Below are 15,792 nucleotides of genomic sequence, written 5' to 3'. Positions count from 1 at the left end.
CCATGTTGCTTGATTCGATCCGCACCCAATTGGAGAGTTTTTCCAAATCCGAACGCAAAGTTGCGTTGGCGGTGTTGGACAATCCGCAATTGACGGTGAATGAAAACATCAGCGCTTTGGCGCGCGCCGCGCAAGTCTCCGAACCGACCGTGGTGCGCTTTTGCCGCAGTCTGGGCTATGACGGCTGGCAAGAGTTCAAACTCAAGCTGGCGCAAAGCCTGGCCCTAGCCCTGCCCGGGGCCAGCGAACAGCCGGCGCAAGATGATCTGGCCGGCGACTTGATCAATAAAATTTGCAGCCGCTCGATTAACACCCTGCTCGATATGCGCAACAATATCCAGCCGGAAGCGGTGCAAAGCGCGCTGGATATTTTGGCGCGCGCCAACAAAATCGAGTTTTACGGCCAGGGCACATCCGGCATCATCGCCACCGACGCGCAGCATAAATTCTTCCGCTCCGGCGTGCCCACGGTGGCGTATTCCGACCCCACCATTCACGCCATCGCCGCCGCCTTGCTCCGTGAAGGGGACGCACTGGTGGCGATTTCGCAGCGCGGCAATAACACCGCGCTGGTGCGCAGCGCGCAACTGGCGAAAAAAGGCGGCGCGGCAGTGATTGTGCTGGCCCCGTCCGGCACCCCGCTGGCTGAAACCGCCACCGTCTTGCTGCCGGTGGACCTGGTGTTTAACACCGACCCCTACACGCCGATTTCAGCGCGCCTGGCGTATTTGATGGTGATCGACATTCTCGCCGTCGGGCTGGCGCTGCAACGCGGCCCGGAATTCCGCCGCAAAATGCAAAACGCGCAAAAAGCCTTGCAGGAATTTGATTTGCAATTTGATTCCTTCATTGGTTAAGCGCCTTGCCTTCTGATTGGCCGGTCTGCCCACCCTCGGCTGAACGCTTGCTGCTGTAAAAAACATTTGCCGCCGCGCGCATCCTCCCGTATTGTTGCCGCATCTCAATTTGGCGCCAGTTGCGCCGCAGCCTGGCCATGACTCCTTCCAGCTTCGCCCGCCTGGTCTTGCTCGCCGCCATCAGCGGCGCCACGTTTTTATTCATGCGTCTGAGCGTCAGCCCATTCGGGCCAAGCCGCATGATTTTCGGGCGTTTGCTGTTGGGCGCATTGTTTTTATGGCTGATGGCTGTGCTGTGGGGGCGGCGCCTGGAGTTGGCGCGCTATTGGCGGCATTACCTGATCCTCGGTCTGATCAATGCCCTGCTGCCTTTCTTGCTGACCGGCTATGCGGTGCAAATGCTGTCCGCCTCCTTACTCTCTGTCTTGAACGCCACTTCGCCGATGTGGGCCGCTTTGCTCGGCGCATGCTGGCGGCGCCAGCGCCCGCCGCTGAAAGTCCTGGCCGGCTTGCTGCTGGGCTTGGCCGGGGTGGCGGTGCTGGCCGGGGTTGAAACCCTCAGTCTGCCGGCGGGCGGCGGGCTGGCCTTGACGGCGGGGTTGTTGGCGGCGCTGAGTTTCGGCTTGGCCAGCGTGTACACCGCGCATGGCCCGTCCCCGCAACCGCATGCGAATGCGCTCGGCACACTGGCCGCCGGCAGCCTGCTGCTGGCGCCGCTGGTGTGGAGCGCCGCGCCGATGGCGGCCACACCCACTGCCGGCAATTGGCTGGCCCTGCTGATGCTGGGCATATTGTGCAGCGGCATCGCGTATCTGATGTATTTCCGTCTGGTGGCGGAAATCGGCCCGGCCGCCACTCTCACCGGCACCTTTTTAATTCCAGTCTTCGCCACGCTATGGGGCGTACTGTTTTTGCAGGAAAGCGTGGGTTGGCACACCCTGGCCGGCGCGCTCCTGGTCTTGAGCGGCACCGCCATGGTGACAGGCTTTTCACTGCGGGCGCTGCAATTCAAATCGGCATCCTGATCCAGCCGGGCAAAATTCGCTTACACTGGCCGGCCCATCTTCTTGCATGAGCTTGCTATGAAATTTCGCCTCTTCAGTCTTGCCCTGTTCTTGTGCGCCGGCGCTGCGCATGCCAGCCAGGGCGTGCAATTCGCTCCCGCGCCGCTGGTCTCCATTCCCACGCATGACGCTTTTTTTAACCATGTGCGCGCGCTGTGCGGCAAGGCGTTTCAGGGCAAGGTGGTGCTGGATCAGCCCAAATCAGATGGTTTCGAGGGCCGTCTGGTCATGCATGTGCGCCGCTGCAGCAATGAGGAAATACAGATTCCCTTTCATGTCGGCGAGAATCGCTCACGCACCTGGATTATCAAAAAAACCGGTTCAGGACTCTCATTGAAACATGACCATCGCCACCAGGACGGCAGTTTTGATGCGCAAACCATGTACGGCGGGCATACGCTGGATGCGGGATGGGCGCAGGTGCAATCCTTTCCGGCGGATCAATATTCCAAAGAATCCTTTGTCGCTGCCGGCATTCCGCAATCGCTGGGCAACACCTGGCAGATTTTTATTTACCCCGACACCTTCAGCTATCGCCTGGTGCGCGAAGGCAGAGAATTCCGCGTCAATTTTGATTTGAAAAAGCCGATTCCCGCACCGCCCGCACCCTGGGGCTATCAAGACTGAGCGCAGTAATGCGGCATGCTGAGTGACAAACTGTATTGAAATCGCTTACAGTTCAGCTATTCCAGTTAAAAAGCAGGATGGCCCCACATGCCGCAGCAGATCCACCCGCAAGCATTTTATTTGCCAGCCGCGCCCGATCTCTTGCAAGCGCGGCCCGACTTGTTGCGCGCCGCACGCGACTTGGCGCAAGCCTATGCCAATCATGTGCCGGCGCCGGAAAGCGCTTTGCAAGCCATAGGCCAAGCCCTGTGGCAAGCCTTGCAAATCGACGAAGCCGCCTTCGCCGCAGCGCGCACGCACGCCGGGGCGGCGGTTTTGCCGCTGATCTTGCACTGCAGCGCGCCCGCCGTACACAGCCTGCCATGGGAATGCCTGCACCACCCCACACTCGGCTTTTTGGCCAAACATCCCGCCTTCACCTTCAGCCGCCGCCTGCTTGCCGCCGATGCGCCCAGCGCGCGCAGTCTGGCGCGCGGCCCTTTGCGCGTGGTGTTGTTTTCGTCTATGCCGGAAGCGGGGCACGAAGGCGTGAGCCGTTTGAAAGTGGAAGAAGAGCAAGCCCGGGTGCAAGCCGCACTGATGCCCTGGATAGGCAAAGGCTTGCTGCATCTGGAAATACCGGAGGATGGCCGTTTCGCCAGCTTGCAAAGCGTAATCAAAGATTTTCAGCCGCATGTTTTGTTTTTAAGCGGCCATGGCAGTTTTCAACACGCGCCGGCAAGCGATGAGGCGCACGGCGTATTTTATTTTGAAGATGAATACGGCGCGCCGGACCCGGTGCGCGATCAGGCTTTGGCGCAAGCCATGATAGGCAGCGGCGTGCAAGCGGTGGTGCTGTCGGCATGTGAAAGCGCCAAGGCGCTGGCTTCCAGCGATTTGGCGCAGGGTTTGGCGCAATGTTTGAGTGCGCAAGGCGTCCCCTTTGTGATCGGCATGCGCGAAGCGGTGCTGGATGACGCCGGGATACCCTTTGCGCATACGCTGTGCGACGCCATCGCACGCGGCGAGCGCATCGACCTGGCCGTGCAAAGCGCGCGCAGCGCCATGCAGCAACTGGCGCCGGATGCGCGTCACTTGGCAGCCGACAGCCCTGGCCAATGGTGCTTGCCCGTTTTACTCTCGCGTGATGCCGGGCATGCACTCATAGACTGGCATTTTCAGCCACAACCCGCCGCCTATCAAATCCAGCTCAGCCAGCATGTGGGCGAAGTGCGTTTGCCGGAACGCTTTATTGGCCGGCGCAATGAAATGCGCCAATTCAAACAGCGCTTGTTTACCGGCAAGATAAAGAACCTCTTACTGACCGGCCCTGGCGGCCAGGGCAAAACCAGCTTCGCTGGCAAGCTGGCGCAGGAAATGGCGGCGCGCGGCTGGCAGGTGTTTGCTTTCAGCGCCCGCAGCGGCAATACATGGCATGAGTTTCTGTTTGAAAGCTTGCAAATGGCCTTGGATAGCGAGGCGAATGAAAAATACAGCCGCTATTGTTTTGGCGTGCAGGATGAAGGCAAGCGGGCGCAGAAGTTTTTTGCTTTGCTGCAAACGCAGTCTGACAAGCCGGTTTTGCTCTTATTCGATAATTTGGAAAGTCTGCAAGATGCGGATAGCCATCAAATTACAGATGCGCAATTAGCGGCCTGGCTGCACGCCGCTTGCGCCGCGCCGGGTGTGGCGGTGCTGGCCACTTCGCGCTGGAATTTGCCGGGCTGGACGGGGCAGCATCATGCTTTAAATAAAGCGAATTACGGCGATTTTTTGCAACTGGCTTTGCGCGCCGGTTTGCCAGCTCATTTTCTGCAGCCTGCGCAATTGTCGAGGGTGTATCAGACTTTGTTTGGCAATAGCCGGGGTTTGGAATTTTTCGCCAAGGCGCTGCAGGGCATGGGTGGCTTGCGTGAAGAAGAAGCGTTTTTAGCCAAACTGGCGGCAAGCAAGGAAGAGCTGCAAACCGATATGGCCTTGGCATCCATCCTGGGCCGCTTGCCGGCCCCGGCATATCAATTGTTGCGGCGTGTGCCGGTGTACGCCACGCCGGTGCCGGAGGAGGGTGTGTTCGTGCTCGCACAGGATTTGCCGGATGCGCCAACGGCCTTGCAAGCCTTGTTGGATGTGTCGCTGCTGGAAGTGAGCTTTGCGCCAGAATGGCAGGCGGTGGAGTATCAATGCTCGCCCTTGGTGACAGACTGGCTGCAAGCGCGTGGTGAGCTGGATGATGATATGCGGCATGCGCAGACGGCGGCGGATTATCAGGTGTATTTATTTGACCATGAAAGGCAAACGCTGGAACAGGCAATCACGGTGCATCATGCTTTGCGTCGGGCGGAGCGGCATGAAGAGGCGAACCGCCTGACGTTGGATGAAATTGTTGGACGAAAGACGTTCGCTGGTGCATATATAGCGTTGTTGCATGATTGGTTGCCTTATATTTGTGGCACTGAAGATTTAAAAATAAAAGGGGAAGCGTTTGGACAAATGGGGAAGCTTTATTTGGCTGTAGGTGATTTGGACTCTTCATTTATACATTTGATGAAATCTTTGGAGCTTCGACGGAAAATTGGCGATGCGGCAGGAGAGTCTTTTGTGCTGAATAATTTGGCGGCGTTGTATTGTAGAAAGTGTGACTATGAGAGTGCCAGGAAGTACTATTTTCAATCCTTGGAAATTGCAGTTAATTTAAATGATAGGATAGCACAAGGTCTTATTTTGAATAATGTTTCTCAGATATATAAAACACAGGGAATGTTTGATGAGGCAATGAATTTTTTGGAGAGCGCTCTTCTTATTAGTCGTGAAAGTGGTAATGAAGAAGGGGAGGGGTGTGCATTAAATAATATCTCGCAGATATTGAAGCATAGAGGGGATGTTGATGCTGCGTTGGAATATGTTAAAGGTGCTTTGAAAATTTTTAATAAAATTGGGAAGGTGGAGGGGCAAGCAGCTGCTTTACATAACATTTCGGAAATCCACTCTGTTCGTGGTGAGTATCAATCCGCACTATCTTGTTTGCGGTGTGTGCTTGATATGCAAAGGAGAATGGGAGACAAAATTGGTGAGAGTGCTGCGCTCAATGGCATTGGAAATATCTATTATGTAAAGGGGGATTTTAATGTGGCTTTGAGTTTTTTTGAGGAGGCGTTGGAAATTAATTTGATGGTTGGGGATAAGAGATCTATTTCGGCTAATATAAATAATGTGTCCCAAGTATATAGGGATCTGGGTTTTAATGATGTTGCAATGCTTAAGCTGCTGGAGTCATTGAATATTCTCGAGTCTATTGGTGAAAAAGAATCCATGGGGGATGTTTTGAATAATATTGCACTAATTCATAATGAAGAGGGGCGTTATGAAGATGCATTGATGTATTTTAAGAGGGCGCTGGAATTTTCGATGGAGTATGGCGATGAATTATGTTGTGCTGTCACTTTGAATAATATTTCTTCTGTCTGTAAGGAGCGGGGAGATTTGTCGCAAGCTCTGGAGTGCCTAGGGCAAGCTCTTAAGATTTGTGAAAAAATAGGAGCGAAGAGGGAGATGGCTTTGGTGCTTTGTAATACTTATGATGCATATAAAAGAATGGGTGAGTGTGATGTTGCCATTGATTATTTGATAAAGGGATGTGATATTCAACGGAATATCGGAGATTTTCCAGGGTTTTGTATAAGTTTGTACAATGCCGGTCATTTCTATGCTGAAAAGAAGCAACTGAAGGAATCATTTTCAGCCTGGCTTTTAGCATATCGAATTGCAAAAAAAATAAATATGGGTAAGATTTTAGAAAAACTGTCAGAACTCGCAACACATCTTGGCCTCAAGCCAGGCATTAATGACTGGGAAGCCCTCTCCCAACAATTCCCCGAAACGGAAGCCAGCCATGAATGACCCCATCCCCACCCGCCCCATTTCCGAGCAGGAAAAAATCCTGCGGCAGAAGTTTTATGAAGCCATTCCCGCGCAATGCGAGTTGATGGATAAGCTGGCTGAGCGCCTGCTGGGCCTGGAATTGGCGATTCCCGGCTTGTATGTCACTGCGCTCACGCTGCTGCAAGGCAAAGATCCCAAGCTGGTTTTAAGCCTGCCCGTCTATCTTGGCGCGGGCGCCTGGCTGCTGGCCTTGTTGTGCACCTTGCTGGCCTTGTTCCCGCGTGTGCGAAAAGTGGATACCCGCATCTTCAAGCAAGACCCGGCGCGCTTGCATGAGGGCATAGGCATAGAAGATTTTTTTGTCTTGAGCGCCCACGATAAACGGCGTTGGCTGATTGCCTCCTGCCTCTTATTTTTCGCCGGCATTTTGTGCGCATTATTGAGTTTGGGGTGAGATGATGGAACAAAGACGTTTGCGGTTTTTATGCTGCAATGCCGATTGCGGCAAGGAATACACCCTGCAGCGCGAAGTCAGCAGGCTCCAGGTTTTGCTGGTCGCCTGCCCCTATTGCAAAACCGAAGCCACAGTCGATTTGGCGCCCTATGCCCATGCCATCAAACCTGTGATGCGGGGCCAAGAATCGCAAGCGCAAGTTGTACAGCTGGAGTTGCCTGCGGTATTGCCGACACAGGCCAAGCCGCAGGATGTTGAATGAGGCATTGCAGGCCCTTGCGATTCCCTGGTGTTACTGCCAGCTTCTATCGTTGTTGTGGCAGCGACTTCAGTCGCGAAAACAGCCTTGGTTTTCCGCAAGCGCCGATTCGGGGCTAAAGCCCCCCACAAGCACACTGCAGCCGCTGGTGGACGCCTACTCCGGTTTGCGCGCAACCGCCGGCGGCGATGCGCTTAACTTGGGTATGTGCACCACTTCATCAAACTCCAGCGGGGAAATTTTGCGTGGGCCGATAGCTGTGGCGCCGCAAATGATTTTGTCTTTCGGCCCCCTGCAAACCCAGGCATCCGCTGCGTCAAACGTAAAACCCAAGGTGCGCACCGGCAGCAGGCGCGATAAACGGTAAGCCATCGGCAGCCATGGGCGCGCGGCGTATTTCTCCGCATGCGATTCCCCCACCAGCACCAGATGCCGATAATCCGGATATTGCGCCATGCGCATTTCCACGTTCGCCGCTTTGGCGGCCTCTGAATAATGCTGCACAAATGCAAGTCCCGGCGTCAATGGCGGCGGCAGGCCGGTCGTGCTGGTGAATGCATTCAATAAGACCTGCGTCCCGCTCTGCCGCAGTTTGCGCGCCAGCTTGAACAAATCCAGCATGGCGCGGCTGGTGGAGCCGTCCGCCATCCATTTGCTCCATTTATCCGTCTCCAAAACCAGCTTTTCGGCTTTCGCCTCATCAGCTTCGTTCATGAAGGCGTTGAAGGCCTCTTGATGGCTTTCCGGGAACTCGACATGCAAGATGACAGGCAATTTCTGCTCCGCATAAGCGCACAGCAAGCGTCCGACATACGCCGGGATTTCCTGGCTGCCATGCAATTCGCCAACAATCAGCAATTTGCCTTGCGGTAAAACCTGGCCTTTGCTGTCAGCGCAGGGTGTGGCGGCGCGTGCGCTGTGCATCAATAGCGGCAGGCACAGGCTTGCAACAAGCAAGCGGATCAAATTCGCGCACATGGCTCACCTCTTAACTTTGACAAGCCTTGCCGCCCGCCGTCACCATGGGCAAATCCCGTCCCGCCTCGCGCCCATGGCCGGCGGCATCCAGTTTTTGCAAATACGCTTCCCACCAGGCCGCCTGTTTTTCGCCCATCTCGTGCAAATAATTCCAGGAAAACAAACCGCTGTCGTGGCCGTCGGAAAAGAAGATTTGCAGCGCATAGTGTCCCACCGGCGCGAGTTTTTCAATTAATACATCACGCTTGCCGGTTTGCAGCACGGCTTGTTCAGGATTGTGACCGCGCACTTCGGCGGAAGGGGAATACACGCGCAGATATTCAAACGGCAAATGAAAATGTGCGCCATCTTCAAACGCGATTTCCAGCGTGCGCGAAACAGTGTGAACTGTGATCTCGGTCGGGGTGTGCATGATCTTATCCGGTAAATGCGGCAGCCAATGCGCTGTGCACTGCGGCTTGCAAGGCCGGCAATTGTGCGCGCCGTGCGCTTAAATTGGCGGCTGTCGGGTCGCGTTGCAGTGCGCCCCAGATCGCTTGCGGGAAGTGCACATCGTCCGGCCAGCGGCCAATGATGTGCCAATGCAAATGCGGCGTCATATTGCCCAGGCTGGCCAGATTGATTTTGTGCGGCGACATGACGGCGCGCATCTGCTGCTCGACCAGCAACACCGCGCGCATCATGGCTTCCTGTTCGGCGGGCGTCAAATCGCTCATTTCCGCCACATGCGCGTTCCAGATCACGCGGCAATATGCCGGGTGCATGGCGTCATCCACCAGCACCACCCGCATTGCCGCATTGCGCCAGATCAGTGCGCCGCCGTCTTCCGCGCATAATACGCAATCGCTCATACCAACACCCTTTCAATCCCGCCGGCGTTGGCTTTGTGCACAAAATCCACCAGCCAGTTCTCGCCCAGAATATGGCGCGCCATTTCCACCACGATGTAATCCGCGCTGGCCCCGGTGTCATCATCAAAACGGCTCAGCCCTTGCAAGCAGGCCGGGCAGGAGGTGAGGATTTTCAAGTCGCCGTTAAAACCATCGGCGCGCAATTTTTCCGTCGCCTGCATCAGCTGCTCTTCCTTGCGGTAGCGGATCTGGGTCGAAATGTCCGGGCGGCTGGCGGCCAGGGTGCCGGCTTCGCCGCAGCAGCGGTCATTCTTTTCAATCTTGGCTTGTCCCTGCGCTTGAACCAGGCTGTTGACGGTTTTCAGCGGGTCTTGCAGCTTCAAGGGGCTGTGGCAGGGGTCGTGGTACATATAGCGCACCCCGTTCACGCCTTCCAGCTTGATGCCTTTTTCCAGCAAAAATTCGTGGATGTCGATGATGCGGCAGCCGGGGAAGATTTTGTCAAATTCATAGCCCTGCAGCTGGTCATAACAGGTGCCGCAAGACACCACCACGGTTTTGATATCCAGATAGTTCAGGGTGTTGGCCACGCGGTGGAACAGCACCCGGTTATCGGTGATGATTTTTTCCGCCTTGTCATAGTCGCCCGCGCCGCGCTGCGGATAGCCGCAGCACAGATAGCCCGGCGGCAAGACAGTCTGCACCCCGGCATGCCATAACATGGCCTGGGTGGCCAGGCCGACTTGCGAAAACAGTCGCTCCGAACCGCAGCCGGGGAAGTAAAACACGGCTTCGGTGTCGCTGCTGGTGGCGCGCGGGTTGCGGATAATGGGGACAATCTTGTCGTCCTCAATATCGAGCAGGGCGCGTGCGGTTTTCTTGGGCAGATTGCCCGGCATTTTTTTGTTGACGAAGTGAATCACCTGCTCACGCACCGGGGCCTTGCCGATCGAGGCCGGCGGCGCGGCGACTTGTTTTTTCACCGCTTGGCGCAAGATGCGATTGCCCCAGCGCTGCGCTTTTACCCCCAGGCCGAAAATCACGCTGCGCGCCGCCTTGATGGTGGCCGGGTCTTTCGCGTTCAAAAAGAACATCGAGGTCGCCTTGCCCGGGTTGAAGCTCTTCTTACCCATTTTGCGCAAGAGATTGCGCATATTCATCGAGACATCGCCAAAGTCGATCTTGACCGGGCACGGCGTCGCGCACTTGTGACAGACCGTGCAATGGTCGGCGACATCTTCAAACTCTTCCCAGTGCTTAATCGAGACGCCGCGCCGGGTTTGCTCTTCGTATAAAAAGGCTTCAATCAGGGCGGACGTGGCCAGAATTTTGTCGCGCGGCGAATACAGCAAATTCGCGCGCGGCACATGGGTGTTGCAGACCGGCTTGCACTTGCCACAGCGCAGGCAGTCTTTCACGCTGTTGGCAATCGCGCCGATATCGCTTTGCTGCATGATCAGCGATTCATGTCCCATCAAGCCGAACGACGGCGTATAGGCGTTGCGCAAATCGGCTTCCATGCCGGGCGTGTCGAGCAGCTTGCCGCGATTGAAATGACCGTGCGGGTCGATGCGCTGTTTGTATGCGCGGAATTGATTGATTTCTTCCGGCAACAGAAATTCGAGTTTGGTGATGCCGATGCCGTGTTCACCCGAAATCACGCCATCCAGCGAGCGCGCCAATTGCATGATGCGGGCCACGGCGGCGTGCGCATCCTGCAGCATTTCATAGTGATCAGAATTGACCGGCAAATTGGTGTGCACATTGCCATCGCCGGCGTGCATGTGCAGGGCGACAAACACGCGTCCGCGCAGCACTTCTTTATGAATCGCATTGCACTGTTCCAGAATCGGCGCATACGAAGCGCCGTTGAAAATCTGGCGCAGCTGGGTGCGGATTTCTTTTTTCCAGGAAATCCGCAAGCTGCGGTCTTGCGCCAGATCAAACACCGTGCTTTGCGGCTGCTCTGCCAGGCGTTGCGCCAGTTGCGCCGCATCGCCTGCGCCCAGCGCCAGCAAGTCGGCCTGCGCCTGCGCCAGCGGCAGATCCAAATGGGACAGAATGTATTCCCAGCGGCGGCGCGTCTCATTCAGCATGTGCTGCGCCTGGGCCACCCGTTCGGCCAGAATCTGCGCATCCGGCATGGCGGCGCTTTCATCTTCCGATTTGGCCAGCGGCAGGTGTTCGCGTTGCAAATATTCTGCCAGCGCATTGCACAGGGACAGCTTGTTTTTGATCGACAGCTCGATATTGATACGTTCAATGCCGTCGGTGTATTCGCCCATGCGCGGCAGCGGAATCACCACGTCTTCATTGATCTTAAAGGCGTTGGTGTGGCGCGCAATCGCAGCGGTGCGGGCGCGGTCGAGCCAGAATTTTTTGCGCATTTCCGGGCTGACCGCGACAAAGCCTTCACCGGTGCGCTGATTCGCCAGCCGCACCACTTCCGAGGCGGCGTGCGCGACTGCGTTTTCATCATCGCCGACGATATCGCCAAACAGCGCCATTTTCGGCAACACGCCACGGCGCGATTTGGTGGTGTAACCGACTGCGCGCAAATAGCGTTCATCCAGATGCTCCAGGCCGGCTAAGCGCACGCTGGCGAATTGCGCGCCTTGCTTGGGCAGTTGCTCCAGATAGGTTTTAATTTCCACAATCGAGGGAATCGCTTCGCGCGCCTGGCCGAAAAATTCCAGACACACGGTGCGCGTATGCTGTGGCATTTTGTGCAAAATCCAGCGCGCCGAGGTGATCAAGCCATCGCAGCCTTCTTTTTGCACGCCCGGCAGGCCGCTCAAAAATTTGTCGGTGACATCCTTGCCCAAGCCGGCTTTGCGGAATTTATCGCCCGCAATTTCCAATATCTCGCGCTTGAACGGCTGGCTTTGTTTGCCGCGTTCCGCCGGATGCCGCCATTCGAGTTGAAAGCGGGCCAGCGGGGCGTCGTGGATTTTGCCCAGATTGTGCTCCAGGCGTGTCACTTCCAGCCAGTCGCCATTCGGATCGACCAGACGCCAGGAAGCCAGATTATCCAGCGCGGTGCCCCATAACACGGCTTTTTTACCGCCCGCATTCATGGCCACATTGCCGCCCACAGTGGAGGCGTCGGCGGAAGTCGGATCGACCGCAAACACAAAGCCGGCGGCTTCCGCCGCATCCGAGACGCGCCGCGTGACCACCCCGGCGCCGGAATAAATGGTGGCGTATTCGCGTTCCACACCGGGCAGGCGGCTCATTTCCACCGCTCCCAGTTGAATCAGTTTTTCGGTGTTGATCACGGCGGACAACGGGGTCAGCGGAATCGCGCCGCCGGTGTAGCCGGTGCCGCCGCCGCGCGGAATCACGGTCAGTCCCAATTCAATACAGGCTTTGACCAGACCGGCGATTTCCTCTTCCGTGTCGGGCGTCAGCACCACGAAGGGATATTCGACCCGCCAGTCGGTGGCGTCGGTGACATGCGTGGTGCGTGACATGCCATCGAATTTGATATTGTGTTTTTCAGTGTAGCGCGCCAGTTCGCGCGTGGCGCGTTTGCGCAAGTCCCACATGGCGCGGAATTCGGCGGCGAAATCCTCCACCGCTTTGCGCGCCGCCGCCAGCAGCGCTTCCACATTCGCATCGCGCTGGCGCGCCTGGGCTTGTTCCTGCGCGTCTTTGCCTTCGGCGGCTTCAATGATTTTTTTGCGCTTTTCGACTTCTTGCAGACGGTGATGCAAGGCCGCGATCAGCGCATCGCGCCGTTTCGGGTTGTACAGCATATCGTCTTGCAGATAGGGATTGCGCCGCACCACCCAGATATCGCCCAGCACTTCATACAGCATGCGTGCAGAGCGCCCGGTCTGACGTGCGCTGCGCAAATCGTCCAGCAAGCGCCAGGCGGATTCGCCCAGCAGGCGGATCACAATCTCACGGTCGGAGAACGATGTGTAGTTATAGGGGATTTCCCGCAAGCGGGGCGCGGCGTCGGGTTGCTTGGCGAGCAACTGGTCGAGTTGGGCTGGCGCGTTCATATGCTAAAACCATCAGGCGATGCGATGAAAGAAGACATGCATTCTAGCCTATTGCGCTGCAGCACGCTTGCCGCAATGCGCAGGATGCCGGCAAAAACCCTGCTGTTTGGAGGGATTTGCCAAATTTTATGCGCAAAAAGCAGGCGCTTGCCGGCACTGTGTCAGGCCGGCAAGCGCTGCGTTCAATGCTGGCCGCTGAGCTTGTATTCGGTCAGCATATTGTCGTCGGTGATCACGCGCAGCCCGCTGCGCTGACGCAAAGCGGCGGCCTGGTCTGACAGATCAAAGCGCAGCAATTCCTCCAGTTTGGCCTGATGGGCGGCGTCGCGCGCAAACAAGGGGCTGCCATCGTCGGCGCGAAAACGCAGCAGATGGGCGCGCGCCTCCTCAGGCGCCAGGGCCAGCGGGCGTTCGCTGGCGGCAACGAAATTGCGCACTTTGGTAACATGGGGAAACACGGCAGCGGCGGTGTACAGCACGTCCGGCGAGCCGGTTGAGTTGTAATACACCAGACCGCCCGGCTTGAGGTGTTTTTTCAGCATGCGCAAAAAGTCTTGCGATAGCAGATTGCTGGCATTGCTGCGCCAGTAAAAGGTGGTGTTCATCACAATCACATCAAACTGGCGCGCCGGATTATTGCGCAGCCAGCGCCGCCCATCGTCGAAATGCAGTTTCACCTTGGGCGACTGCAGCACCGGCGAGATGTCCGGGTAGTGCTGCACAATCGCCGGATAGCCCGGATTGATTTCCACAATATCAATCGTGCGCACGGTGTCCAGATCGTTGATGATGCGCGCCCAGGAGCCGGAGGAAAAGCCGATTTCCAGCACTTCGGCAGGCTGGGCATGCATGGCCGCCAGCAGATAAGTGCGGTCGATCAGGTTGGAATTATCCAGCGGATTGCGGTTAAAGCGGCCATCGTAAATGCCGCCGCCGTAAATCACATCCGGCGGCCCGGCTTCAACGGTGATGATGCCGGAGCGGTTTTGCAGCACATGGCGGAAGGGCGCTTGATGCAATTTCGCGTATTGCATTTTTTCCAGGTGCAAATCAAACAGCGGCGTATGGCAAAAACCGGCCAGCGCCACCCCGCCCAGCGCCAGCCAGACCGCATTGCGCTTTAAAACAGGCTCTGCCGGCATCTGCCACAGCAGGAAGGCGAGCAGGGCCAGCGTGGCCAGGGACAGTAACACCACATTCGTTTCCAGGCTGAGGTAATGCAGCAGCACAAAGCCGGTCAGCAGCGGGCCGCAAGTGGCTCCCAAAATATTGGCGAAATACAGCCGCGACATGGCCATGGTCGATTCGCGGCTGCCCAAATGGATCAAAATCGGCAGCAGGCAGCCGGTGAAATACGCCAGCCAGGCCACCAGCCCATAAGCCAGATACACCGCCAGGGTTTTATTCAGCAGCGCGCTGGCCCAGGCCAGCAAGGGCAGGGCCAGATAAAACAGGCCGGCGGAAGCCAGCAGCGCCAGCGCCAGATAGCGCCAGGCGGCATGCGCGCCCTGCTCGCAAATCTGCTTGGCGCGCAAGGAGCCGCCCGCCACCCCCAGCAGGAAGGCTGCCAGCAGCATGCCGAACACCTGCGGTTTGCCGCCGGTTTGAAAGCCCAGCATGCGATACCACACGATTTCCTGCGACAGTGAGATATAGCCAATCGCCCACAGCGCCAGCATCACCACGGCGGGACGCAGATTGCCGCTCAACTCCGGCGCCTCCTGCACATGTTCCTGCTCCCCGCGCGCGTTGAGCTTGCGGGCGGCGGCGTGGATCAGGAATGCGGTCGCCAGATTGCACACAGCCGCCAGCCAGACCGTGCTTTGCTGGCCGAACATGGCAAACAGCAGGTGGACTGTCAAAAATGAGGCGATGGCCGAGCCGATAGTGTTGAATGCATACAAAATGCCGACAGTTTTGCCGACGTTGCGGAAAAATTGCTGCAGATAGGCCACCAGCACCGGCAGCGTGGCGCCCATGAACAGGGTTGGCAGCAAGAGAATCAGCCAGGTGGAGAGCAGTAATTGCGGCAGCGTGGCGCCGGGGGCCACCTGGCTGACGCCGTGGATGATTTGCAGACTGAACAGGCCAAATACGCCGATCGCCAATTCCAGCAGCACAAAAATCTGCAGCAGATATTGCGGAAAGCGTTGTTGCAGCCAGCCGCCAGCCAGTGCGCCCAGACCCAGGCCGAACATGAAAACCGAGACAATCACCGTCACCGCTTCGCTGTTGACGCCAAAGGTGGCGAATAAAACGCGCTGCCACACCACTTGATAAATCAGGGCGGAAAAGCCGGAAATCAAAAACAGCACGGCGATATACGGTTCTGAGCATTGCAGCGCATCGCGCGCATTGCGCGGCAACATGAAAATCAGGCAGCACAATTGCCACAGCAGGCCGGCCAGCACGCCGAGCAGGACATGGGCCAGCATATAGCCGTATTGCGGCAGCAGATTGCTGTATTGCAGCAGCAGTCCCGGCAGCAGCATGCACAGCCAGCCCGGCAACTCCAGCCAGCGCCAGCGCGCCCAGGCTGCGGGGTTCAGCCACGCGCCGGCCAGCTTGCTCCACAGCAAGTGCTGGAGCCAGGCCAGTAAGGCCGGCAGACATAGCAACAGGGCCAGAAATTCAGACAGGCGCGCATCATTTGCGGCGGGCAGTCGCGCGCCATGGCTGAAATTATCCAGCAGCCAATTGATGGCCAGCAGTAAGCCGCACAGCCAGGGCGCGCAACGGTTTAGCAGGGGGATGTGCATGGCAATGAGTCAGAGGCGAAAAGAGCCAGCATAACAAGCAGGGACAGTTATGCTGTCGGCAAAATGCAACATTCA

At 57.1% G+C, this 15,792-nt stretch carries 11 protein-coding genes; 6 read left to right on the top strand and 5 right to left on the bottom strand.

Annotated features, from left to right (window positions below; genetic code table 11):
• Positions 1–2 precede the first annotated feature (2 nt).
• From V8J88_RS16795 to V8J88_RS16770, 6 genes are all read left to right on the top strand, one after another.
• The gene (locus tag V8J88_RS16795; RefSeq protein ID WP_338845372.1) at positions 3–857 is read left to right on the top strand and encodes an SIS domain-containing protein; all 855 of its coding nucleotides are present in this window, start codon (positions 3–5) and stop codon (positions 855–857) included.
• Between the two features lie 137 nt (positions 858–994).
• Complete coding sequence (locus V8J88_RS16790) at positions 995–1,882, top strand: DMT family transporter (protein ID WP_338845371.1); 888 nt, start codon at positions 995–997, stop codon at positions 1,880–1,882.
• Positions 1,883–1,939: 57 nt separating this feature from the next.
• Entirely contained in the window at positions 1,940–2,548 is a 609-nt protein-coding gene (locus V8J88_RS16785) for a hypothetical protein (protein ID WP_338845369.1), read from the top strand.
• A gap of 180 nt (positions 2,549–2,728) precedes the next feature.
• A complete protein-coding gene (locus V8J88_RS16780; RefSeq protein WP_338845368.1) occupies positions 2,729–6,424 on the top strand; it encodes a tetratricopeptide repeat protein in 3,696 nt (1,231 codons plus the stop codon).
• Positions 6,417–6,860, top strand: coding sequence for a hypothetical protein (locus V8J88_RS16775; protein ID WP_338845367.1), 444 nt, complete (start codon positions 6,417–6,419; stop codon positions 6,858–6,860). Before V8J88_RS16780 ends, V8J88_RS16775 begins: the two co-directional genes overlap by 8 nt.
• A 1-nt stretch (position 6,861) precedes the next feature.
• Positions 6,862–7,122 carry a hypothetical protein gene (locus V8J88_RS16770; RefSeq protein ID WP_338845366.1) on the top strand — a complete coding sequence of 87 codons (261 nt, stop codon included), beginning with the start codon at positions 6,862–6,864 and terminating at the stop codon, positions 7,120–7,122.
• 153 nt (positions 7,123–7,275) lie between these two features.
• On the opposite strand, the gene V8J88_RS16765 is transcribed toward V8J88_RS16770, so the two are convergent.
• The 5 genes from V8J88_RS16765 to V8J88_RS16745 form a co-directional block, all read right to left on the bottom strand.
• Positions 7,276–8,097: a hypothetical protein gene (locus V8J88_RS16765; protein WP_338845365.1), complete on the bottom strand. Its 822-nt coding sequence runs from the start codon at positions 8,095–8,097 to the stop codon at positions 7,276–7,278.
• A gap of 10 nt (positions 8,098–8,107) precedes the next feature.
• Positions 8,108–8,509: a DUF971 domain-containing protein gene (locus tag V8J88_RS16760; protein ID WP_338845364.1), complete on the bottom strand. Its 402-nt coding sequence runs from the start codon at positions 8,507–8,509 to the stop codon at positions 8,108–8,110.
• 4 nt (positions 8,510–8,513) lie between these two features.
• Positions 8,514–8,948 carry an HIT family protein gene (locus V8J88_RS16755; RefSeq protein WP_338845363.1) on the bottom strand — a complete coding sequence of 145 codons (435 nt, stop codon included), beginning with the start codon at positions 8,946–8,948 and terminating at the stop codon, positions 8,514–8,516.
• Positions 8,945–12,958 (bottom strand): FAD/FMN-binding oxidoreductase, encoded by a 4,014-nt coding sequence (locus tag V8J88_RS16750; RefSeq protein ID WP_338845362.1) that lies wholly within the window; start codon positions 12,956–12,958, stop codon positions 8,945–8,947. The genes V8J88_RS16755 and V8J88_RS16750 overlap by 4 nt, the downstream gene beginning before the upstream one ends.
• A 182-nt stretch (positions 12,959–13,140) precedes the next feature.
• Positions 13,141–15,717, bottom strand: coding sequence for a fused MFS/spermidine synthase (locus V8J88_RS16745; protein WP_338845361.1), 2,577 nt, complete (start codon positions 15,715–15,717; stop codon positions 13,141–13,143).
• Positions 15,718–15,792: the final 75 nt, after the last annotated feature.

This window comes from Massilia sp. W12, assembly GCF_037300705.1.
Taxonomy (GTDB): domain Bacteria; phylum Pseudomonadota; class Gammaproteobacteria; order Burkholderiales; family Burkholderiaceae_D; genus JACPVY01.
Note: the sequence above shows the minus strand (reverse complement) of the source record. Positions and strands in the feature narration are given on the sequence as shown.

Excerpts from the sequence above, each read along its gene's own strand:
- V8J88_RS16765 (WP_338845365.1), bottom strand. The coding sequence starts at position 8,097 with ATGTGCGCGAATTTGATCCGCTTGCTTGTTGCAAGCCTGTGCCTGCCG.
- V8J88_RS16760 (WP_338845364.1), bottom strand. The coding sequence starts at position 8,509 with ATGCACACCCCGACCGAGATCACAGTTCACACTGTTTCGCGCACGCTG.
- V8J88_RS16785 (WP_338845369.1), top strand. The coding sequence starts at position 1,940 with ATGAAATTTCGCCTCTTCAGTCTTGCCCTGTTCTTGTGCGCCGGCGCT.
- V8J88_RS16795 (WP_338845372.1), top strand. The coding sequence starts at position 3 with ATGTTGCTTGATTCGATCCGCACCCAATTGGAGAGTTTTTCCAAATCC.
- V8J88_RS16770 (WP_338845366.1), top strand. The coding sequence starts at position 6,862 with ATGATGGAACAAAGACGTTTGCGGTTTTTATGCTGCAATGCCGATTGC.
- V8J88_RS16745 (WP_338845361.1), bottom strand. The coding sequence starts at position 15,717 with ATGCACATCCCCCTGCTAAACCGTTGCGCGCCCTGGCTGTGCGGCTTA.
- V8J88_RS16790 (WP_338845371.1), top strand. The coding sequence starts at position 995 with ATGACTCCTTCCAGCTTCGCCCGCCTGGTCTTGCTCGCCGCCATCAGC.
- V8J88_RS16775 (WP_338845367.1), top strand. The coding sequence starts at position 6,417 with ATGAATGACCCCATCCCCACCCGCCCCATTTCCGAGCAGGAAAAAATC.
- V8J88_RS16755 (WP_338845363.1), bottom strand. The coding sequence starts at position 8,948 with ATGAGCGATTGCGTATTATGCGCGGAAGACGGCGGCGCACTGATCTGG.
- V8J88_RS16750 (WP_338845362.1), bottom strand. The coding sequence starts at position 12,958 with ATGAACGCGCCAGCCCAACTCGACCAGTTGCTCGCCAAGCAACCCGAC.